18 protein-coding genes and 3 tRNA genes are annotated in these 22,660 nt (G+C 45.1%); 7 read left to right on the forward strand and 14 right to left on the reverse strand.

Features of this window, described 5'->3' with window-relative positions:
* Positions 1 to 269: 269 nt before the first annotated feature.
* Both OH455_RS19390 and OH455_RS19395 read left to right on the forward strand, forming a co-directional pair.
* Positions 270 to 1,505 carry an alpha-xenorhabdolysin family binary toxin subunit A gene (locus OH455_RS19390; RefSeq protein WP_269982498.1) on the forward strand — a complete coding sequence of 412 codons (1,236 nt, stop codon included), beginning with the start codon at positions 270 to 272 and terminating at the stop codon, positions 1,503 to 1,505.
* Positions 1,506 to 1,633: 128 nt separating this feature from the next.
* Positions 1,634 to 4,033 carry a hypothetical protein gene (locus OH455_RS19395; protein ID WP_269982499.1) on the forward strand — a complete coding sequence of 800 codons (2,400 nt, stop codon included), beginning with the start codon at positions 1,634 to 1,636 and terminating at the stop codon, positions 4,031 to 4,033.
* A 103-nt stretch (positions 4,034 to 4,136) separates the two neighbouring features.
* Here the strand turns inward: OH455_RS19395 and OH455_RS19400 are convergent.
* The 6 genes from OH455_RS19400 to OH455_RS19425 all read right to left on the reverse strand — a co-directional run bounded on the left by OH455_RS19400 (position 4,137) and on the right by OH455_RS19425 (position 8,401).
* Positions 4,137 to 4,210: transfer RNA gene (locus OH455_RS19400), tRNA-Cys, on the reverse strand.
* A 12-nt stretch (positions 4,211 to 4,222) separates the two neighbouring features.
* Positions 4,223 to 4,309 (reverse strand) — tRNA-Leu (locus OH455_RS19405).
* A gap of 516 nt (positions 4,310 to 4,825) precedes the next feature.
* A tRNA-Cys gene (locus OH455_RS19410) sits at positions 4,826 to 4,899 on the reverse strand.
* Between the two features lie 162 nt (positions 4,900 to 5,061).
* Positions 5,062 to 5,418 (reverse strand): MmcQ/YjbR family DNA-binding protein, encoded by a 357-nt coding sequence (locus OH455_RS19415; protein ID WP_269982500.1) that lies wholly within the window; start codon positions 5,416 to 5,418, stop codon positions 5,062 to 5,064.
* Positions 5,419 to 5,464: 46 nt separating this feature from the next.
* Positions 5,465 to 5,809 (reverse strand): HopJ type III effector protein, encoded by a 345-nt coding sequence (locus OH455_RS19420; RefSeq protein ID WP_045975072.1) that lies wholly within the window; start codon positions 5,807 to 5,809, stop codon positions 5,465 to 5,467.
* Positions 5,810 to 6,088: 279 nt separating this feature from the next.
* Positions 6,089 to 8,401 carry a methyl-accepting chemotaxis protein gene (locus OH455_RS19425; protein ID WP_269982501.1) on the reverse strand — a complete coding sequence of 771 codons (2,313 nt, stop codon included), beginning with the start codon at positions 8,399 to 8,401 and terminating at the stop codon, positions 6,089 to 6,091.
* Positions 8,402 to 9,186: 785 nt separating this feature from the next.
* Between OH455_RS19425 and pdhA the strand changes: the two genes are divergently transcribed.
* The 3 genes from pdhA to OH455_RS19440 are packed head-to-tail and all read left to right on the forward strand — an operon-like array spanning position 9,187 to position 12,390.
* Positions 9,187 to 10,281 (forward strand): pyruvate dehydrogenase (acetyl-transferring) E1 component subunit alpha, encoded by a 1,095-nt coding sequence (gene pdhA / locus OH455_RS19430; protein ID WP_269982502.1) that lies wholly within the window; start codon positions 9,187 to 9,189, stop codon positions 10,279 to 10,281.
* Positions 10,274 to 11,257, forward strand: a complete 984-nt coding sequence (locus OH455_RS19435) for an alpha-ketoacid dehydrogenase subunit beta (protein WP_269982503.1) — start codon at positions 10,274 to 10,276, stop codon at positions 11,255 to 11,257. The genes pdhA and OH455_RS19435 overlap by 8 nt, the downstream gene beginning before the upstream one ends.
* On the forward strand, positions 11,254 to 12,390 hold the full coding sequence (locus OH455_RS19440) for a dihydrolipoamide acetyltransferase family protein (RefSeq protein ID WP_269982504.1): 1,137 nt from the start codon (positions 11,254 to 11,256) through the stop codon (positions 12,388 to 12,390). The genes OH455_RS19435 and OH455_RS19440 overlap by 4 nt, the downstream gene beginning before the upstream one ends.
* On the opposite strand, the gene OH455_RS19445 is transcribed toward OH455_RS19440, so the two are convergent.
* From OH455_RS19445 to OH455_RS19455, 3 genes are all read right to left on the reverse strand, one after another.
* Positions 12,387 to 13,544: a GGDEF domain-containing protein gene (locus OH455_RS19445; RefSeq protein ID WP_269982505.1), complete on the reverse strand. Its 1,158-nt coding sequence runs from the start codon at positions 13,542 to 13,544 to the stop codon at positions 12,387 to 12,389. The genes OH455_RS19440 and OH455_RS19445 overlap by 4 nt on opposite strands.
* 102 nt (positions 13,545 to 13,646) lie before the next feature.
* Positions 13,647 to 14,585, reverse strand: a complete 939-nt coding sequence (locus OH455_RS19450; RefSeq protein ID WP_269982506.1) for an electron transfer flavoprotein subunit alpha/FixB family protein — start codon at positions 14,583 to 14,585, stop codon at positions 13,647 to 13,649.
* An 11-nt stretch (positions 14,586 to 14,596) separates the two neighbouring features.
* Positions 14,597 to 15,346, reverse strand: coding sequence for an electron transfer flavoprotein subunit beta/FixA family protein (locus tag OH455_RS19455; RefSeq protein ID WP_269982507.1), 750 nt, complete (start codon positions 15,344 to 15,346; stop codon positions 14,597 to 14,599).
* 217 nt (positions 15,347 to 15,563) lie between these two features.
* On the opposite strand from OH455_RS19455, the gene OH455_RS19460 reads away from it, so the two are divergent.
* Together OH455_RS19460 and azu are read left to right on the forward strand one after the other, a co-directional pair.
* The gene (locus tag OH455_RS19460; RefSeq protein WP_269982508.1) at positions 15,564 to 17,231 is read left to right on the forward strand and encodes an electron transfer flavoprotein-ubiquinone oxidoreductase; all 1,668 of its coding nucleotides are present in this window, start codon (positions 15,564 to 15,566) and stop codon (positions 17,229 to 17,231) included.
* Positions 17,232 to 17,332: 101 nt separating this feature from the next.
* Positions 17,333 to 17,788 (forward strand): azurin, encoded by a 456-nt coding sequence (azu, locus tag OH455_RS19465; RefSeq protein WP_269982509.1) that lies wholly within the window; start codon positions 17,333 to 17,335, stop codon positions 17,786 to 17,788.
* Positions 17,789 to 17,850: 62 nt separating this feature from the next.
* On the opposite strand, the gene OH455_RS19470 is transcribed toward azu, so the two are convergent.
* From OH455_RS19470 to OH455_RS19490, 5 genes are read right to left on the reverse strand one after another with little or no spacing between them, the layout of a single operon-like run.
* Complete coding sequence (locus OH455_RS19470) at positions 17,851 to 18,609, reverse strand: SDR family oxidoreductase (RefSeq protein ID WP_269982510.1); 759 nt, start codon at positions 18,607 to 18,609, stop codon at positions 17,851 to 17,853.
* A gap of 12 nt (positions 18,610 to 18,621) precedes the next feature.
* Positions 18,622 to 19,524: a 3-hydroxyisobutyrate dehydrogenase gene (mmsB, locus tag OH455_RS19475; protein ID WP_269982511.1), complete on the reverse strand. Its 903-nt coding sequence runs from the start codon at positions 19,522 to 19,524 to the stop codon at positions 18,622 to 18,624.
* Between the two features lie 33 nt (positions 19,525 to 19,557).
* Positions 19,558 to 20,688 carry an enoyl-CoA hydratase/isomerase family protein gene (locus OH455_RS19480; RefSeq protein WP_269982512.1) on the reverse strand — a complete coding sequence of 377 codons (1,131 nt, stop codon included), beginning with the start codon at positions 20,686 to 20,688 and terminating at the stop codon, positions 19,558 to 19,560.
* An 8-nt stretch (positions 20,689 to 20,696) separates the two neighbouring features.
* Positions 20,697 to 21,485 (reverse strand): enoyl-CoA hydratase, encoded by a 789-nt coding sequence (locus OH455_RS19485; RefSeq protein ID WP_269982513.1) that lies wholly within the window; start codon positions 21,483 to 21,485, stop codon positions 20,697 to 20,699.
* Positions 21,486 to 21,503: 18 nt separating this feature from the next.
* A complete protein-coding gene (locus OH455_RS19490; protein WP_045975086.1) occupies positions 21,504 to 22,658 on the reverse strand; it encodes an acyl-CoA dehydrogenase family protein in 1,155 nt (384 codons plus the stop codon).
* Between the last annotated feature and the right edge of the window lie 2 nt (positions 22,659 to 22,660).

Raw genomic sequence — 22,660 nt, forward strand, 5'->3', positions numbered from 1 at the left:
TTATTTAACGTTTACTAATTTATATATTACTAAAATCAACGAGAACAAACATTGCTCAGAAAATTACATTTAATGTGATCTATAGCGCATTCTAATGAATTACATTGCTATAGATTTATCCAAAAAATAAAAGGAGATTATTAAACAAACGACTAAAGGTTGATATTTTCAAACAACACAGCTTGCTAGAAATATAAAACTCTACCCTTCAGTTACTTATAAAGGCTTTTAATGTCAGGGTTGAGTACAAATAAAAATAAGGTATTAGAATGAAAAAAATAAAACAGCCACTTCTGTTATCAACACTTTGCTTGAGCTTGATCACGGCCGGTGTTCACGCTTCTACATCCTATCAGGCACTGTCTCCAAATTCTGCTGAACAGCAAATCGGCCAGATCAGTTATGACACCATTCTGGGTGAGAATGGTGCCTTTATCGATTTAGATACTGATGAGTTCGTTTTAAACCAAAAAGAGTGGTTCCAGATTCAAACCTATGTTGAAGGTGCTTTGTCATTGCCAATTACAGAGGCGAGCATGAAATCAGCATTTGATATCGCTGATGATGTACCGTTTTCAAACTTCAAAGCCCTGATTGAACAATACAGCAAAGTTCACGCAGAAGCGTTTTACTGGAAACAGGACCTCTACCCCGACATTGTCGAGTTAGCCTTGTCTCTATCCAATTATAACGATATTCAGAAGTACATGTTAAACCCTCTGAGCGATCAACTCACTGTCATCCTCAACAAGTCTTTTTCTCCTCTACCCGCAGATGTTCAGGCAGTTGAGCAAGCACGCCAGCTTTCTATTGCGTATTTAAACGCTTTAAAAAACTTCTCAGTGAATAATCAACAGAAGGTGCAAAAAGCCAGTGAAGACTTGCTGACGTTCGCTACCAAGATTGAAGAGCAGAAGTTGCAATTAGATGTATTAAAAAGCACTCACAGTGGTTATTTGGAAGATGATGGCAGCGAACTACAACAACGAGTGAATGACCTAAACAATCGTATCGACCAACTCAATAAAGATTACTCTCACTATGTGACTGTTGCCGCAACAGCCGTGACTTACGTTTGGTTCCCTGCTGTCGCCATTCCTATCATGGGTGTTTATGGTGACAAAGCAGAGAAGGCAAGAAAACTCCGCAACCAACTTCAGGATGAAGCGAAGGTACTTGAGGCCCAACTGTCTACTACTCAAAAGGTCTATAACTCTTACACTCGTTCAACAGAAAGCATCAAGATCATTTCAAGCAAAATTGAAAATGCGATCCCTTATGTGAACAAGCTAAAGCTTCACTGGCAGAAGATGAATACCGACTTCGATTCGTTAATCGTCGCGCTTGAAGCCGCGGAGTCAAATGCTGAAATTCTGCAATCTAATGCGGTTCTGGCCGCAGCTGGAGCAATGGCAAACACTGCAGTTGCAGAACAAAACTGGAACACTATCAGCGAAAAAGCGAAAACATTCGCTAACAACGCGTACATTCAAAAAGCCGAATAGCCCTATTCCGGCGTAAACCCATAACGGGATTCAGTCCCTAAACCGCTTCCCCACCCTCGCTTATGCGCTGGGTGCGGGAAACCCTACCCAAAAATCTTTATTGGGTAGCACCTCATAAGGAAATAAAAATGAAAAAAATCCTTGCACTTGCTGTGACCACAGCAATATCAAATGGGGTTATGGCCTCAGATTGGCTCGACATTAATAACCTACCTGCAAACACACAATACCCAGCGTGGATTGATAGCCCGTACTCAAAAACAGACTCAGTCACTCGTTCAACATCTGATCTGTATATCAATCTTAAGCAATGGATAACACAGCAAAACCTCTATCAAACTAAACCAACCCAACTCTTTATTTTTGCTGACACAATCGACGTGACCGACAACTTCAACCTGGTGATGAACAACCAGAGCATTGTTATCTTTGCACGTAAGATTGTTGGTAATGGCACCCCTACTTTCGTCCTTGGCCAACAAGGCGCGGCGGCTTCCATTACAGTAATCGCAGAGGAAGTGGAAACGCCGTTTAATGTACTCGCTTTCACCCCAGAAGGAGGCGTTACTGCCGACACAATTGGAACCAGCGAGAATACGGGCACTTCCATCATTCTCTCTGGCGAGCATTATATCAAACAACAGCTAACCGATGATCTTACCGCCAACTTTCAGCTAGCAAAATCGCAATTTTCTGACATTGTAAACCGTTCATTCGACATGGCTCTCAGCCTATATGACGAACAGCCGCAGACCAGTTTAGCCTTACTGAACTGGGTTGAACGCAGCATGCGCCATGCAGGCGCGACAGTGTCCGATGACCCATTGCTGACGGATCTCTACTTGCAAACTGTTGCGTTCAAACAGTTTACCGATTTGAGTAGTCGGTCGGATAACTTCGTACCTTATCTTGACCGCTCGCTGTATCAGGATAAATACAGAGCGTATCTCAATGCCATGATTGCTTTTGAACAAAAGCGAGATATTGTGACAAGCCGAAACACTCAGGTCGAAGATAAAATTGAAAACGCTCAGCTTGCTCTGGGCAATATTGAAGACGTCCTGCAATCTCAGAATGCTGTCGTCGAGCAGTCAGAGCAGAATATCTCCAAGCTGATTGATAGTGTCTCTGAGGTGGAAAGTCAGTATAAAACTCAGGAGCTTACAGCACTAAGTGCTCGTAGTAACTACCTGTATGGTGTTGAGGTATGGAAAACTCAACAGCAGCTTAACGCGGCGTTAGCGATATTCAAAGCAATCGCAGAAATTGGTAGTGCAGTGAGCGGTGTATTCACGGGAAACTTATCAGGGATTAATGATATGACGGAGCAGCTGGCTAAAACTCCCGAAGCCCTTGATAAAGCGAAAAATCTAGTAACTAACGTTAAAAATGTAACAGGGATTATCGACAATATAACCAAAACCGTCGCCGGGATTGCTTCCTTGACCAACGAAGTAAAGTCGACAATTAGGATACAGCGTATCTCGGAGAAGATGGATTCTTTCGATTTCGCGGTGCCATCTTTGAGTGAAAGTAACTTAGCTTGGGATCTTATGATCGCTGAGGTTAGGAGCAATCTACGATACGCGGATTCTCTTGGCATTAGAGGGGCACGCGTATATCTACTTGAGTTAGAAAAGCAAGTCCTACTAGGAAAAGCAATCAATGCTTCTCAGCTAAACCTAGTACAAGAGCAAGCGAAACTGGTCGATCTCCTGTTAACACGCAAAGTGACCATTAACCAGAAAGAGCGCCTGAATCATCTGATTGCAAATGCAAACCAAGATAGTGACGCACTGAAAAAAGTAGAACAGGAATTATCTCGCGTTTCATTGCACTTTAAACGTCCTATGTATGTAGCGCTTTCAAATTACGTTGCAGCCTACGAACATTGGGCACTGAAAAAAAGCGATATCAAACCCAGCCTGAGCAAGTCCTATCTAGATTATCAATTTGATTTAGCGGCGATTGAAAACGAGTATGTCAATGCACTAAATCGTTTCCAACCTGCGCCACAGGACTTCAACATCGATAACTTTGTCATTGACGATACGAAACAAATTGAAGCTCTAGCTAAGACGGGAGAGTTTAACTTCAACATCCCACTTGAGCAATCACAGTTTTGTGCGTTTGACCGAGTCAGGCTCGACAAGATCCGCGTCTTCTTTGAGGGTGAGAATCTTCCTTATGGGAAGCAGTTCAATCTGACGATTTCAAATGGTGGCAACTATTACGATAGATTTGGACAAGAGGAATTCAAGTTTAGTGCTAATCCATTAACAAGAGCTTTCTACTACCGTCTCGATGATGCGTTAAGCAACCAGGTCAGTATCATCACAGACGGGGCTTTGTCGAATAAATTCGCTTATGCCTACTTTGAGCCAACTCCCTTTACGAGCTGGAACGTAGCTCTCAATAACTTTGATCACAATAACGCAGACAACAATCAGTACCTTCATTCTGTCAAACGTTTAAGAATTGAGTTTTCTGGCAGCGGCATACCAAACGGAAGAGGTTGTTCAAACTGAGGAGAATAGAGGTAATCAATAAAAAATCACTATCTGAAATGATTTTTCGATACGCAGATACAAAAAAACCAGCCGGAGCTGGTTACTGTATTCTCGTAGAGAATGGAGGCGCGTCCCGGAGTCGAACCGAGGTCCACGGATTTGCAATCCGCTGCATAGCCACTCTGCCAACGCGCCTCATTTTTTAGATGGTGCCCCGGGCCGGACTTGAACCGGCACAGCGCGAACGCCGAGGGATTTTAAATCCCTTGTGTCTACCAATTCCACCACCAGGGCAACGCAATCATGCGATGGTAACACCATCTCTCATCGGACTTCGCCGTGAGAACGAGGCGTACTTTAACGGATTGAGATTTAAGGTCAATAGAAATTTTGTCTTTTTTATTCAACCGGTTAAAATCCAAACTCCGTGGTACAATTGGCGATCATTTTGCACAAAAGATGCCCGTCATATTTGTTTTTTAAAATGCACTAAAAATAACATCAAGTGTTCAGTACTTGCTAAACCATGCTGATAATGGAACACCACACGGCAAATTTACCAAAGCGACTCACATCGATATGACAAAAGGTCAGTAAACACTGCCTATTTTGTGTCCAGTAGATAACGAAGTTTTTGCGAGGTAGGCTTCGAGTAAAAGCGGCGAATAATAAAACAAAGCAATCGCCAGTTATGAACTCGTGATTAAACCTATATGCAGTATGTATTTTTACCTTAAAAAATTAAGGCATTGATCAAACAAGAGAATGAGAGAATGATTAGAAATGTTACAAGAATAGAAGAAAAAAGAATGGAGGCGCGTCCCGGAGTCGAACCGAGGTCCACGGATTTGCAATCCGCTGCATAGCCACTCTGCCAACGCGCCTTTTCTTTTAACGCTTTAGTTACCCACCGCTGCGTTCGATGCACACTTTACGGATTGAGCGATGAGAGTCAAATAAAAATACCCAATTGCGGATTGTTTGCTGACATTTACATCAAATGGTTGATTATTTGTTCTAACTGCAACGTTTGGTGTCACTCAACTCTAGTCGAAGCCCAATATTACTCTTTGTGCCTTTGGCAATTTACTGACAATCAGCGCATAAGAACGTTCGCAAAGATCCTGAATTAAACCATCTTCAACGTCACCAGGATAATACACGGTCACCCAATGCTTTTTATTAGTGTGGTACCCAGGGGTGATGTCTGCGAATTGGGATGTCAGCACTTCGCCATCTGCGGGCTTTACTTTCACTGTGACGTATTCACGCCCTTCCCTCATCGACAGAATAGCAAACATTTTGTCTCGCACTTTATAGACGCGCGCTTCAGGGCCAAAAGGATAACTAGACTCTACGATCATAAAGGTGTCTAGATAATCAGAAAGCTGTTTATTGTCCATTGTCGTTTACCCACATAAAAAAGGAGCGCTAACGCCCCTCAGTTAATCACTTAGCAACAAGTGCCTCTGATTCGAATTCAATACCTTGCCAGCCAAACTTAATAAAGTTGCGGATATTGGCGTGATCTTCTCCATCTGGGTTCTGAAGCACGTCTTCACGATAAAAACGACCAAAGCACGCTAATGTGTCCTGTTCAGACAGTAGATTCAACTGAGCAAACGCGAATATCTTGCACGAACCATTATTCTGGTTAGCTGCATTGTTTGTTTCTCCATTGATGAATGCCGTTGGGATAAACTCATAATTCGCGTCTATTACAGCCATGGTTTGCTCAAACTCTACCTCAGTTGGATTGTGGTTCAACTGCTCTATAAATTCACCTAGTTTCATTTTTTACTCCCGTTCAAACAGAGTAAGTCTATGATATTGAACTTCAATACAAAAGATGCTGTTGAGTAAAATCTCTATGATGGCGCTCATTATTAAACTCAGGCAACATCATGCTAGGAATCGTTCATGGTCAACACACAGCAGTATTTCATTGAGTCAGACAATTCAACGACTATCAAAGTGGTAGGAAACAGTTAATCTACTGGGGCTGCAACGGTAGCCATCGTTGAGTTAAGAAATAAAAGGCCGACGTCCTGTGGGTCGGCCAATTGCCTATGGTTAGTACTTGAATTGTGACACTGCTTCATTGAGCTGCTCAGCTTGAGAAGATAAACCTTGCAACACATGGTCCACATCACTGACCTGACTAGACACAGCAGAAGATGCGTCCGCAATTGAGGTAATACTGCCACTGATTTCATCGGTTACCGCTTTTTGCTCCTCGGTTGCAGCAGCGATTTGTATGTTCATCTCATTCAGGTCATTAAGCATAGTGACTATCTGCTCAAGCATACCTGCATTTTGCTCACACGTATCCACCCCTTGCAACACCGTTCCATTGGCATTTTCAATACTGTTTGAAACTTCATTGGTTTCACGCTGTAACGCTTCGATTTTTTCACGAATTTCTTCCGTTGATGACTGAGTTCGACCAGCAAGAGAACGAACTTCATCTGCCACAACCGCAAACCCACGTCCCTGTTCACCCGCACGAGCCGCCTCAATAGCGGCATTGAGCGCCAATAGGTTTGTTTGCTCGGCAATTCCTTGAATCACATCGAGAACCTCAGCAATCGAGTTACTTTCGTTGTGCAAACGCCCAATCGCCTCAACAGCGGTTTTCATCTCTTCATTGAGACGAGAAATCTCGTTGCCGAGATCACGGCCTACTCCGACGCCCTCACTGCCTTTATCGTTGGCATTCTTCACGAACTCAGCAGCTCGGCTGGCAAACTGAGCCACTTCAGAGATAGAGGCACTCATTTGATTAACAGCGGTAGCGACAGACTCAGTTCTTCGGTTCTGGTCTTGGACAGCATCGCGAGCACTGTTCATATTGCCGGTCATACTGTGCGTATTGTGGTTCAGATTCTCGGTTGCTTCAGCGAATTTTCGTATAATATCCTGCAAGTGAGAAAACAGAGAATTGAGCGAAACAGACAAATCTGTCATTTCATCTTTGCCCTCGACCGTCAACCTTTCGGTCAGATCATTTTCTCTACTTATTCGTTGAATTTTCTCACTTGCCACACGGATTGGTTTTGCAATACTGTTGCCAAGAAAGTACGAAACACAAACAGCAGCAATTACGCCGACAATAATACTGGTTAACACAGTAACAATCTTCGTCTGGACCAGTGCGTCAAGGTCAGCGAAAGCTTCTGCTTTATCTATCTCTGTCACAATTGCCCATTGCAAGCCCGCAGCATCTAAAGGTGAATAGGCCGACAACACTTCTATACCGCGGTAATCCTCAATCACCTCAGAACCACTTTGCCCGCGAAGCGCCGCTTTTACACTTGCCGTATTAACGCTCTGTCGACCAATCGCTGAAGATTTGCCTTGTATCTGTTCCATAACACCTTGCGATACACCTAATGCTTTAAGCTCTTCAAAATAAAGTTCGGGTTCTTCAAGCAGAAAACGAGATTCACTGCGTAGCAAGCTATCTGGACCAACGAGATAGGTTTCGCCAGAGTTGCCCAATCCCGCATAACGCCAGTTTTCACCAAAAGTCATAATGCTATTTATCTTATCTACAGGCATCTGAAATATGAGAACACCAATGGTTTGGTTATCAAACTTTATCGGTGTGGAGATAAATGAAGCAGCAGCCTCATAGGAAGGGAAATAAGGGGCGAAATCTTCAAGATGGTACTGAGTTGCACTTTTACCTAGCGCATTTTTAAACGCGTTAGCGATACCACTACCTGCATAAGGACCAGAGTTCAAGTTTGTCGCATAATCCAGTTCTTTGAAGACCGAATAAACGACGTTTCCATTTGTGTCGACGAGAAAAATATCATAATAGCCAAACTCTTCCAGAAATCCTTTGATGCTTGGATGATATTTGCTGTGCACTTGGTCGTATTCAGTCCCTAGCGAATCAACCATCATTTTGTGTTTCTCGCCAAGTGGGTTTGGGTTAACCCCAATATAACGCGCCTGTAGCGCCTTGGCTCTGGGAGACAGCATATTGAGCTTTTGTAACGCATTCGCTGAGTCACCACCGTTAACCGTTCGATAATTCATTCCAAAACTGGAGGTGTAATAATTCGAAAGTGTCGACAGATCACTAGCGCTGACCGAATCAACGGGATAACGCTCAAACGTATCTTTGAACGCGATCATCGCATCTCTCACACCAATAGAATGAGCGGTGGTCAATAACTGTCCCCTAATAAGCTGAAAGTAATTCTCTATCTCGCTTCTCTTGTTTTCTCGAATGGAAGTCAATTGACTTGTAGCGCGCTGATAGAGCGCTTGCTCCGACAAATCAGATGCCCTCCACCCTACAAACGTTCCTGTCGAGATAATAGCGATACTGCACAATAGGGTTGAAGCCAAAACTATTTTAGTGGCAATCTTCATAACCAAACCTCTTCGCAGAGAATCCTTCTCCGCTTCTGTTTATCCAGAAGAATCTTGCCAACCGACGTACGATTTATATGCACTTAGTGATATAATTGTAAACACAAATAGATAAACTTTCGATTTATATCACGAAATAATTGCGATCATGGCGGATATCTGAAAAGACCGTCTCACTAACCAAATGAAAACAAATAAGAATAATCCAAATATCCCCCCTATTTAGCGTTAGAAAAATCTAGTATGGCCTGTCATTTCACATAGTCTGATTAGAACAGACAGTAATTAATAATTGATTCAATCAGTTGTCAGGTATCCACTTCGAACAGAGATAAATTTGGACAACAAAACTGCGCACTCTCGGCCAACTTTGACTCTGCTTTTGGCATCAAAAAGAAGTTATTACGATAATTTTTGCAAAAAATTCCAGATAATATTCTAGTAAAATTCCTTAAATCGATAGTGAATATTGTCATGTTTGGTCATTTGCAATTGAAAAAACCAGTACTTTCATCTGTTTTTTAACCTTTGTAAGAAATAGTTTACTCCTGAAAAATGGCTCAGATCAGGCGAAATTTAACAAATTGGTTACACTTAGATTAACTGGTAAAACCGACATTCATCACTGGTTTATTTAGCTTTAACAGTGTGATAAATCATTTATGACAATTTCTATAGAATAGTATTTCATATTAAGAGAAAACTCAGAATGTCATAAATGGGGTTTTGCCCGGAGGATGTTAATTAATTGCTGCCATAGAATGCAGAGCAACAAGGAGCTTGAGATGAACGTTCAGGCCTTACCCATGAATCGATTTCTCGATCATCATGGTCAAGTCGTTAAACCACTTCCTGAGTGGGCCGATGCTGCAACACTGAAAAAGTTCTACTGCGACATGGTTGTCGCACGCACCTACGACAACAAAGCTGTCGCCTTACAAAGAACAGGAAAGCTAGGAACCTACCCTTCACACTTAGGAGCAGAGGCGTTTGGAATTGCCATAGGCCACGCCCTTCGTGTACAAGATGTCTTTATCCCTTACTACCGTGATATGCCTGCCATGTGGGTTCGCGGTATCGGTATGGAAAAAAATCTTCAATATTGGGGAGGTGATGAGCGTGGTAGCGATTTCTGTCCAGATGAAAATAATCTAACATGCCGAGACTTACCTTTCTGCGTTCCTATAGCTACGCAATGCACCCACGCCGTCGGCGTCGCTGCAGCATTGAAAATTGAAGGCGACCGCAATGCTGCGCTCGTCACTTGTGGCGATGGTGCAACTTCCAAGGGAGATTTCCTTGAGTCTGTCAATTGCGCGGGCACCTGGAACATCCCACTCGTTTTTGTCGTCAACAACAACCAGTGGGCCATCTCAGTGCCACGATCACTGCAATGTGCGGCTGATTTTCTCTCCGAGAAAGCCAGTGGAGCCGGAATCCCTGGCATCACTGTCGATGGCAATGATGTCATCGCCATGTACGATGCGGTGTCAACAGCACTAGACCGAGCGAGAAAAGGCAAAGGTGCAACACTCATTGAAGCGGTAAGCTACCGACTCAGTGACCATACCACGGCCGATGACGCTAGCCGCTATCGTAGTAAAGATGAGCTCAATCAGGCGTGGCAATATGAACCCATTCTTAGGCTAAAAAACTACCTTGTTGATCAAGGACACTGGTCTGAAGAAGAAGAGCAAGCCCTACTTCTGCAAGCCAAAGCTGAAGTCGAAAAAGCGGTCGAACGTTATCTTAACTTACCGCCTCAAGCACCTGAGTCTGCTTTTGATTACTTATATGAATCCCCAGTCACAGAGCTAAACAAGCAAAGAGACGAACTGATCAACAAAGCGATGCGAATGCAGGGAGGCAAAAATGTCTGAGATTACACTAGTTGAAGCAGTAAACCTCGCCTTGCACCATGAAATGAGCAAGGATTCCAAGGTCGTTTTACTGGGGGAAGATGTCGGTGACAATGGTGGTGTCTTTCGCGCTACAGTTGGCCTAAAAGAAAAATTCGGTTTCAAGCGAGTTATCGACACACCTCTTGCAGAAGCGCTTATCGGCGGAGTCAGTGTTGGTATGGCTACTCAGGGGCTACGTCCTGTGGCTGAGTTTCAATTCCAAGGATTTGTTTTCCCAGCTATGGAACATCTAATGTGTCACGCTGCACGCATGCGCAACCGGACACGTGGTCGTTTAACCTGTCCAGCCGTTTTCCGAGCCCCATTTGGTGGCGGTATCCATGCGCCGGAACACCACTCGGAGAGTATCGAGGCTCTATTTGCCCACATTCCTGGCTTTCGAGTAGTGATTCCTTCATCTCCACAACGTGCCTACGGACTGCTGTTGGCCGCAATCCGCAGCAACGATCCAGTAATGTTTTTTGAACCAAAGCGTATTTATCGCACAGTGAAATCTAATGTCGTTGATAATGGTGAGGCTCTTCCTCTGGACAGCTGCTTTACGTTACGCAAAGGACGCGATGTCACTTTAGTGACGTGGGGGGCTTGCGTAGTTGAGTCACTGCAAGCAGCACAAGCTCTCTCTGAACAGGGTATTGAAGCTGAAGTGATTGATTTAGCCAGCATCAAGCCTATCGACATGGATACTATTTTGAAATCCTTAGACAAAACAGGTCGCTTACTTGTAGTTCATGAAGCGAGTAAAACCTGCGGGGTTGGTGCAGAGATCATCGCTCGAGCAGCTGAACATGCGATGTGTACTCTCAAAGCGCCACCGAAACGTGTTACCGGCATGGATACGGTTATGCCTTACTATCGAAATGAAGACTATTTTATGATTCAGGAAGAAGACATTGTTATTGCAGCAAAAGAACTCGTGGAGGGATGGAAATGAGATCATTTTTACTGCCAGATCTTGGTGAAGGACTTGCAGAGTCGGAAATAGTGCAATGGCACGTCAATGTCGGTGACATGGTCGAAGTTGACCAGATCATTTTGACCATTGAGACCGCAAAAGCCGTCGTCGAAGTGCCCGCACCATACAGTGGTAAGATAGTCAGTCGCCATGGCGAAGAAGGTGATGTGATCAATATTGGCAGCCTTTTACTTGAAATCGAACAAGAAGGTGCTGCACAAAAATCAGAATCAAAACAAAAAGATGCTGCCACGGTAGTCGGCAACGTATCAAGTCAAACTCACCAAGTCGATGTTGACGATTTTTGGATCGGCGCTTCACACAATACTAGCGAAGGTTCACCCGTCACGGCTATGCCTTCTGCACGTTTGCTCGCGAAGAAGTTGGGAGTGGACCTTCTTCAAGTAGAAGGTAGTGGTCATGGTGGCCTGATCACCGACGCCGATATTTATGAAGAGGCAGGTAAGCAACAACCAGGAACTGAAGTGCTCAAAGGTGCGCGTCGAACCATGGCTGGAACCATGGCTGAATCGCACCACAACGTCGCGTCTGTGACCATTACAGAAGAAGCCCTGTTGGAAAACTGGAATAAAGGCGAAGACATTTCTGGGCGTCTCATTCAGGCCGTTGTATATGCATGTGAACAAGAGCCAGCCCTCAATGCTTGGTTTGATGCTGAAACTATGACTCGCTGTGTGCATAGTACGGTGAACATAGGCATTGCTGTCGACAGCAGTCATGGGTTATATGTGCCTGTTTTACGGAACGCTAACGAAGTAAAAACGGAAGACATACGCTCTTGGCTCAATGAGACAGTGACTGGCATCCGTGACCGTAAAATCGGACGTGAACAGTTGCAGCACGGTACCATTACTCTCTCTAACTTTGGTGCGATTGCAGGTATCTACGCGACGCCGGTCGTCTCCCCACCTCAGGTCGCGATTGTAGGTGCAGGTCGCATCATTGAAAAAGTGGTAATGCGAAATAATGAAGCCATGGCTGTAAAAGCTATGCCTCTCTCTGTCACCTTTGATCATAGAGCTTGTACTGGCGGCGAAGCCGCTCGTTTTACCAAGCTACTGGTTGAACACTTGGAGAAGAAATTGGACTAAGTTCTCGCTGTAACTTGATTACGGCCATTTTCCTTGGCGTTATAGAGTGCCTGATCTGCGCGCTCTATAACGCTTTCCCAATCGTCATCCCCATTGAACTGAGTGACACCAAAGCTCGCCGTACAAGACTCAACATTCGTCGGTAACATCCTCGCTCTTTTTATCGCTTCTCGGAGTTTCTCTGCCACAATGACCGCATTATCCACATCAGTATTAGGCAAGAGTACTAAGAACTCCTCGCCGCCATAGCGAAAACTTAAGTCATCTTTTCGAGTTTGCAGGATTAATAACTTACCCGTTGTGCGTAACACACGATCTCCTGCTTGGTGACCGTAGGTATCGTTCACTTTTTTAAAATGATCAATATCAAGCAGCAAAACAGACAACGGCTGCCTGTGCCGACTTGATCTGGCTAACTCTTTTGGCAGTAATTCTTCCAACGCTCGACGATTATAAAGCTGAGTCAACTCATCTTTGATCGATGTGTCATAAATTGTCGCGACGAGTCGCCCAGTAAGCATCCACGTCACTGAAAATCCGACAAAAACAATCATCAGCAATGTGCTAACAAACGCCAACTGATGTGCAATGCCCGAAATCATGAAATCGTCAATCTGTTGTTCAAACAGCGTCCAAGTAAAGCGAAATAAATTGTAGCCACCCTGAGTCGCCAGCCCGAACGAGAGCAAAAATTTGGAGGGCGTAATATCTGTGCTATGACCTTTTTGATTGGCAAGTATCGCAATAAAACACAAACTAGAAACATAAATGGTCATCAAAATGACACGTGCATTGGTCGACGGCATAAACAACGTAAAATATGTCAGTCCGATGACCAATATCGGAAAACTATAGAAGCCGATATTGGCGATGACCCTAGGGAACCGCCTAAACTGGCATACGCCCAATAATAAAATGATGTAACTAAAAGCCATCAAGGAGTTGGCGAGAATCTTGGAAACCCAGTGAGTAATTTGGTTGCCAAAACTCAAGAGAAGAAAACTGATGGAGAGAAGCAGAAGTGCAGAGGCAATCGTGCTGATCCCTCTAACGGTAGGCTGAAGTTGTTGAATCAATAACAACCCTATGCAATAGCACAAAGACAACAAAACACAGATAATGGACAAGGTAGTGATATCTAAGTGTATGCCCATAGAGCTTCTCCCACTATGCAGCTAATAGCTACAGTTTAGGAGAGATATCGGTTATTTACTTATAAAAACGCCCACTCAATGAGCAGGCGTTCTGTTTGGGTTTTAGATAGTACTGGTTAGCTCTGGTAGAATTTCAAACAAGTCTCCAACCAAACCGTAGTCGGCTATCTGAAATATTGGCGCTTCTGGGTCACTATTGATAGCCACAATTACCTTAGAGTCTTTCATCCCAGCCAAATGTTGAATTGCTCCCGAAATCCCAACAGCAATGTAAAGTTCCGGTGCGACGATTTTACCTGTCTGTCCAACCTGAAGATCATTCGATACAAACCCCGCATCCACAGCAGCACGAGACGCACCAATGGCACCACCCAACTTGTCAGCAAGTTGCTCGACCATGACAAAGTTTTCTTTACTACCTAATCCACGCCCACCTGACACAACCACTCTTGCCGCTGGCAAATCAGGGCGACTGCTTTGTGTTTGTTGGCGTTCGACCAGTTCAGAAAGTGGATTGCCTATATTGATATCAATCGGTTTGATTATGGCTGATGAGCTGTCATCTTTGTCTGCTAAGTCAAACGCAGAGCTACGAATAGTGATAACTTTGATTCGATCTGATGATCTTACTCTAGCCAGAGCATTACCGGCGTAAATAGGTCTTATGACGGTGTCCTCTGATTCTATCGTGACCACATCCGATAACTGACCAACGTCGAGTAAAGCAGCGACTCTAGGCATCAGGTTTTTGCCAAACGTGGTCGCTGGAGCCAGAACATGCGTGAAATCGGCCGCAATCTGTTGCACCAGTGACGCGCAGTTTTCAGCCAGCTGGTTTTGATAGATTTCAGAATCCGCCACCAGCACCTCTTTTACCAGCCCAACTTTAGCGACCTGCTCAACCACTGACTGGCAATCTCCCCCAACCACAAGTGCGCTCACTTCAGTGCTCAATGAAGCGGCCGCTGACAAAGTTTTCAAAGTATCTGCTATTAAGGATTGGTTATCGTGCTCGACGATGACTAACGTTTTTGCATTCATATTCATTCCTCTCACAATACCTTGGCTTCATTCTTAAGCTTGTCGACCAGTTCGCTCACGCTGGAAACCATTTCTCCTGTTGAACGCTCAGCAGGTGCCATCACTTCGATAATTTCATGGCTGTGTTTCAGCTCGATACCCAAATCCGCTACTGAGATAACGTCTAATGGCTTTTTCTTTGCTCTCATGATGTTAGGTAGTGAAGCATAACGTGGTTCATTAAGACGTAAATCGGTACTGATAATCGCAGGCATGGTCATCTTGACCGTTTCCAAACCGCCGTCAACTTCTCGTGTCACACTTACCTGATCACCTTCCACCTTCACATGCGATGCAAACGTACCTTGTGGTCGTTCCGTCAATGCGGCCAGCATTTGTGCAACCTGATTATTGTCTGTATCGATAGACTGTTTACCAACAATAACAATACCTGGTTTTTCTTGTTCCATTAACGATTTGAGCAACTTGGCGACAACCAAAGGCTCAGGTGACACATCCGTTTCAACGTGAATCGCTCTGTCTGCCCCTAATGCGAGTGCGCCTCTTAAGTTCTCCTGACTCGCAGCATCACCAATAGAGGCCACAATCACTTCTTGAGCGACGCCTGCCTCTTTCAAGCGCACCGCCTCCTCCACTGCAATTTCACAAAAGGGATTCATCGACATTTTGACATTATTGGTTTCCACACCACTGCCATCACTCTTCACCCTCACCTTCACATAAGGATCAATCACTCGCTTTATGGCTACTAGTACTTTCACATCTCCTCCTTGGTGCTAACAGCATTTTTCACAACGATTACAATTAGATAATTCATCGTCTTATGTACAGTTCACTCATTTTAATGAGTGGCTTAATGTCTCGTTAAACCTGTTTCATGTCGGATTTTTTGCCTATACTCAGCTTAGTAAAGTTTACGTTTACGTCAACTGCACTATAGTTATGTATAAGATTTAATTGGCAAGGTAGGTTTACACCATGGAAAGAGAATGTATGGAGTTTGATGTCGTCGTCGTTGGAGCGGGCCCTGCGGGGTTATCCACCGCAATCAAACTTGCCCAGCTCAGCAAAATCAAACAATTACCTCTATCGATCTGTGTTGTTGAAAAAGGGGCTGAAGTCGGTGCACATATACTCTCAGGAGCCGTATTCGAAACGAGAGCACTGGATGAACTTTTCCCAGATTGGAAATCTCTTGGCGCACCGGTCAACAACCCGGTCACTAATGACGAGTTCATATACATGACGACAGCAAGCAATCACATAAAAATGCCTGCATTTACTACGCCCAAACTGATGCACAACAGCTCAGACAATCATGTCATCAGTCTGTCTAATCTATGTCGTTGGCTCGGACAAAAAGCAGAAGAGCTAGAGATTGAAGTCTATCCTGGCTTTGCGGCAGCGAGCATCAATTATGATCAATCTGGAGCTGTGACTGGCATCAACACATCAGATATGGGGCTGGATAAAGCCGGTGAACAAAAGCCCACCTTCGAGGCAGGCATTGAGCTAAAAGCCAAATACACCGTCTTTGCTGAGGGCGCACGTGGCCATCTCGGTAAACAATTGATCGACAAGTTCAATCTAAATGAAAATCGCCAGCCACAACACTATGCACTTGGATTGAAAGAAATCTGGCAGCTGCCCGAAGACAGCGCAATCCATCAAGCAGGCAGCGTCCTCCACGGCGCTGGCTGGCCTCTAAACGAATCAGATTCTAGTGGCGGCAGTTTCCTTTACCATCTAGAAGATCATCAAGTTGTCGTCGGGCTGATCATTGATTTGAACTATTCGAACCCTTACCTCAGCCCATTTGATGAGTTTCAACGTTTTAAGCACCACCCTGCGATTAAACAATATCTCGAAGACGGTGAACGGATTTCCTATGGCGCTAGAGCTATCGCTAAAGGCGGTTTTGACTCATTACCTAAACAGCAGTTCCCGGGCGGGCTGTTGATTGGGTGTGACGCAGGTACGCTAAATTCAGGAAAAATTAAAGGCAGTCACACTGCAATGAAATCAGGCATGCTTGCCGCAGAAGCCGTGTTCTCAGCCCTTGAGGCAAGTGGGACCCAGCAGGAACCAGATTACCAGAGTCTGTTCGAATCATCATGGCTCTATGAGGAACTGAAACAAAGCCGCAATTTTGCATCTTCAATCCATAAATACGGTGCCGTGCTAGGAGGTGCACTCGCAACGTTCGAACAAAATATCTGGCAACCTCTGTTTAACAAGGGGGTACCATGGACGATATCAGACCCGAAGGCTGATCATCTTTCAATGAAGGAAATATCGCAATGCAACGCGATTGATTACCCTAAACCTGATGGAAAGTTGAGCTTTGATAAACCTTCTTCTGTTTACCTCTCTGGGACACAGCATGAAGAGAACCAGCCTTGTCACCTCATCATTACCAATGACAGCATTCCGATTAAGAATCACCTCCCTCTCTATGATGAACCGAGTCAACGTTACTGCCCAGCGGGTGTTTACGAGATTGTGACCCTTGATAATGCGGCCAAGTTGCAGATAAATGCCGCCAATTGTCTCCATTGCAAAACCTGCGATATAAAAGATCCTTCACAAAATATCACTTGGCTACCGCCAGAAGGTGGTGGTGGTCCCAATTATCAGAATATGTAACTGGTTATCGACAAAAATTCAGCACTTAGTGAAAGTGATCAAAGTTTGTATTTCTAACGTATATGAGAATATCTCTCAACTACAAACCGTGAGGAATAAGTATGATTAAACGTAGTGTTGGAACGCTTGCAGTGGTGCTTAGCGCAATCAGTTTCGGAGCTCAGGCTGGGGCAGAATGTTCTGTATCTGTTGATGCAAACGATATGATGAAGTTTTCGACGGGTAGCATCAGCGTCCCTTCGAGTTGTAAGGAAGTCACTCTGACTTTAAACCATACAGGTAAGCTAGCAGCAACTTCTATGGGCCACAACGTCGTTATTGCTGACACAGCCAATGTCCAAGCGGTAGGCACAGAAGGCATGTCTGCTGGCGTAGCAAATAACTACGTCAAACCAGACGACCCAAGAGTATATGCGTTTACCAAAATCATAGGCGGTGGTGAAAGTACGTCAGTAACGTTCAGCACAGAAAAGATGAAGCCAGGGGGTGACTACACTTTCTTCTGTTCGTTCCCCGGACACTGGGCAATCATGAAAGGCAAATTTGAGTTCAAATAACGTATTTCTCGAACAAAAAGGCACGTGAATCACGTGCCTTTTTTCTGTTTCAAAGCTTAACGTTACATAAATATCCCGCCATCGACTTCAAATACACGCGCATTCACGTAGTCATTTTCAAAGATAAATTTAGCGGTATTGGCAATTTCTTTGGCATCGCCCATGCGGCCTACAGGCACCATTTTTTCTAGCCTCTCACGAGCTTCTGGCTTCATTGCTCCTGTCATTGAAGTCTCAATCACACCCGGCGCAATAGCGGCTGCTCGAATACCATAACGTGCTAGCTCCTTACCCCAAGTTGCCGCTAACGTCGCGACTGCTGCTTTCGATGCCGCATAGTTTGTTTGACCAATGTTTCCCGCACGAGCAACACTAGAAATATTAATAATGACACCTTTTCGCTTGGTATTGATCATCTGAATTGCGGCCTCTCGGCCACATAAAAACGTCCCGGTAAGATTGACATCAATCACGGAGCTAAATTGCTCCAGCGACATTTTAGTAAGCTCTCCATCTCTGACTTTAACCAGTAAACCATCTCGCAGAATACCAGCGTTATTAATGAGTCCATCCAACTGACCAAAATCCGTGACAATGTCACTAAAGACTTGCTCCACTTCGTATTCGTCTGTCACATTAGCTTTGTATGTTAATGCTTTGACCCCGAGCATATTGCATTGTTCTTTGGTATCCATCAGGGCTTCTTCGTTAACATCAAGCAGGGCAAGCTCAGCACCAGCCTGCGCCAATGTAATCGCCATCATCTGACCTAGGCCTTGACCTGCACCTGTAATCGCTATCACGCTCTGTTTTAGATCCATTTGCAAACTCCGTTACTTTTTAGATTGATAAAACTCGAACAAACTTGAAAAGTCTAGCTCTTCATTGCCATTTGCGTTGTGAAAAGCATAAAGATTTCGTGCTAAAGCGCCCATTGGGACCGAAGATTGACTCTTTGCAGCCGTATCTAAACCAAGCCCGAGATCTTTCAACATCAGTTTACTCATAAACCCTGGCTTAAATTCGTTGCTAGCCGGTGCAGTTTCCATTACCCCCGGACAAGGATTGTATAGCTCAAGCGCCCAGTTACGGCCCGAGCTTTGCAGCATGATGTTGGAAAGTACTTTAGGGTCCAGCCCATTGTCTATGCCTAAGTTCAGTGCTTCGCATGTCCCTGACATGAGAATGCCGAGCATTAGGTTGTTACATATTTTTCCCATCTGACCATCACCCGCTTTACCGGCATGGAAGATGTTTTTACCCATGTGTTTAAGTACAGACTCTGCTTTTACGAAAGCGGCATCCGAGCCTCCGACAATAAAAGTCAGCGTACCCGCTTGTGCTCCTGCTACACCACCAGAGACAGGGGCATCAACAAAGTCGAGACCTTTTTCTGCCGCGCACTGGGCAACAATGCGTGCCGACTCAGGGTCAATCGTCGAAGAATCAATAAGAAAAGTGCCATCTTCAACCATGTTTAACAAGCCAACACCACCGCTATGGTCGCCAAGATAAACCGCTCGGACATGCTCGCCCGCCGGTAACATGGTGACTACCGTATCTACGCCTTTCACGGCATCCTCCACGGTGGACGCAGCAACTGCGCCAGCAGACTCCAATTTCCTGACAGCTTGCGGCATCAAATCAAATACCCGTACTTTCAAGCCAGCAGCCAGCAAGTTTTCGGCCATTGGGCCGCCCATATTACCTAAACCTATAAACGCTATGGTACTCATTGAATAAATTCCTTCTTTCCCTGCTCTGAGAGCTTAGTAGTGGCCCAGTTTTGCCAGCGGATGTAATTTTTCATCCCAAAGTGATGTGAATAAAGTATCAATAACCGCTTCATCAACATTATCGACACGACTGAACTGCCATTTAGGTTCGCCGTCCTTATCAATCAGCCTAGCTCTGACTCCCTCGCGAAATTCTCCTAGCAGCCCCGAACGTACCGAGAGATTTAATTCAAGACGAAAACAATCCGCTAATGACAAATCTTTGTATTGATTGAGTTGCCTAAAGCAAATATGGGATGTGATCGGGCTACCGGAAGCATGATTGCTTTTCGCAATATCGAGCCACTTACTTTGCCCTTTCAGCGCCAGAATATTGTTACTTACCTCGACAACAGTACTTGCGTTGCATGCACGTTGGATATCTTGCATGAAAGGCAACATTTGTGGGTCTGGCCTATGACCATTAACGTTATCACCAAATTCAATCAGCAAGTCTGTCACAGCGTCATAAGCATCCTCTTTGTCGTGCCAGCGTAGAGATAACAAGCGCTCAATCAGCGACTCTTTCTCTTGTGAGAGCACCATATGGTCCGCTAAGTTGACATCAAGCGCATCACTACCGTTAATCATCACTCCCGTTAAACCAAGGAATAACCCCACACCAGGTTCAAGCCGGTTAAGAAACCAAGTGGCGCCGACATCCGGATAAAGGCCGATACTCACTTCGGGCATGGCCAAACGCGTAGTTGGCGTCACCACCTTATGACTACAGCCCATATACAACCCCATTCCTCCACCCATGATGATACCTTCACCCCAAGCAATAATTGGTTTAGTGAAGGTGTGGATAAGATAGTCACATTGGTACTCAAGTTTGAAAAAAGTCGTACAGAACGCTTCGATGTCTTGACTAGATTTATCTCGCATTACGTCGTGCATAGTGCGTACATCACCACCAGCACAAAACGCTTTCTCACCTTGCCCTTCCAGCAAAACGCAGACAACACTGTCGTCTACTTGCCAGCTTTCCAGTTTCTGTTTGAGCAAGGCTAACATGTCATAAGTCAAAGCATTGAGTGAGGGCGCATTGTCGAGGGTTGCTACACCTATCTTGGTACTCCCATCTTGGCAAAGTCGCTCCTTGAAAAAAACGGTTGCTGTCATATTGCCTCCTAGCCATTTTTCCATTGAGGTTGACGTTTTTCTAGGAACGCATTGACACCTTCGGTTTGATCTTGAGTGTCGAACAACTGAATAAACAGCTCACGTTCCTTCATCAAACCGTGAGCTAGTGGACTCGTCCTCGTATTTTGTATCAATGACTTACAAGCCTTGACCGAAGATGGCGATTGATTTGCTACCATTTCTGCAAGGCTAATGGCTGCATCAAGAGCGTTTCCTTTGCTTACCACTTCTTCCACCAGCTTTATGTTGAGCGCTTTCGCCGCATCAACCTGTTCACCGCATAATATGACGCGTTTCGCCCACCCTTCTCCGACCAACGCCGTCAAGTTTTGCGTTCCACCCGCACAAGGCAACAGGCCGACTTTAGCTTCCGGCAGCGCCATCACCGCCTGCTCTTCAGCAATTCGAATGTCGCAAGCTAATGCCACTTCAAGACCGCCCCCCATCGCGTAGCCGTTAATAGCAGCAATAGAAACACCTCGGAATGCAGATAAGGTTTCAAATGCCTCACCAAACAAGCGGGACATATCCACCGCGACGGATTTGTCGCCATCAGCAAACACTTTAAGATCAGCGCCGGCGGAGAAGAACTTCTCACCCTGTCCAGTAATGACTAGGGCGTAAACGTCTTTATCGTCGTTAAGGTCTAGGACAAGTTGTTTCAATTGCTCCAAACTTTGTGCTGTCCATGTATTCGCCGGAGGGTTGTTCATGGTCACGATAGCTACATGGTTGCGAATCGTATGTTGAATAGTACTTCCTTCTGAATGATTCATTGTTGAGCATCCTTTCGATTAGAGTATTTGAGCGCCTTCAGCTAGCATGCGACGTGCGATGATCAATCGCATGATTTCATTGGTACCTTCCAGGATTTGGTGAACACGGACATCACGGAAATGACGCTCCATCGGATACTCTTTGATATAGCCGTAGCCACCATATAACTGCAGTGCCTGATCACAAATCTTAAAACCGACATCGGTCGCAAATCGTTTCGCCATCGCACAATATGCCGTGGCTTCTGGGTCCTGATTGTCCAATTTGCTCGCGGCGAGGCGCACCATTTGTCTGGCCGCAACAAGCTCAGTGACCATATCGGCTAACCGAAACTGTAGCCCCTGAAACTGAGCCAGTTCTTTACCAAACTGTTTGCGCTCTTTGACGTATTGCATCGCCTCATTAAGCGCCTGCTGCGCAGTACCGATGGAGCAGGTCGCGATATTGATACGTCCTCCATCCAGCCCTTTCATGGCGAAAGTAAAGCCTTCCCCTTCTTTCCCTAACAAGTACTTTTCAGGAACCACAACGTTATCAAACGTAATGGCGCGTGTTGGCTGACTGTTCCACCCCATTTTCGGCTCTTTTCGCCCATAGCTGATGCCGTCTGCATCTGCCGGAACGACAAAAGCTGAAATACCTTTGGCTGAGCGGTCGCCTGTGCGTGCCATTACCACGAGTACTTCTGTATCACCTGCACCGGAGATAAAGGTTTTGCCACCATTGATAACGTACTGGTCGCCCTGCTTTTTCGCTGAGGTTGTCAATGAAGCGGCATCGGAGCCTGCGTTCGGCTCGGTCAAACAATATGAACCAAGCCAATCACCCGTGATTAGCTTTGGGCAAAACTCTTGTTTAGCTTCTTCAGTGGCAAAACTGGCAATCATCCAAGTTACCATATTGTGGATGGTCATGAATGCCGTGGTAGACGTACAACCCATTGCCAGTTGCTCGAAGATGATTGAGGAATCAAGGCGGCTCAGTTGCAAGCCCCCCTGTTCTTCTGGTGTATACAAGCTGAGGAAACCTAATTCACCCGCTGCTTTAAGTACGTCTTTTGGAAATAGCTGTTTTTCATCCCATTCGGCTGCCATCGGCGCTAACTCATCCATGGCAAACTGTTGAGCAGTTTCTGCAAACGCACGTTGGTCTTCATTCAGTTCAAAATCCATTT

It is taken from the genome of Vibrio sp. T11.5 (assembly GCF_027587155.1).
Taxonomy (GTDB): domain Bacteria; phylum Pseudomonadota; class Gammaproteobacteria; order Enterobacterales; family Vibrionaceae; genus Vibrio; species Vibrio neptunius.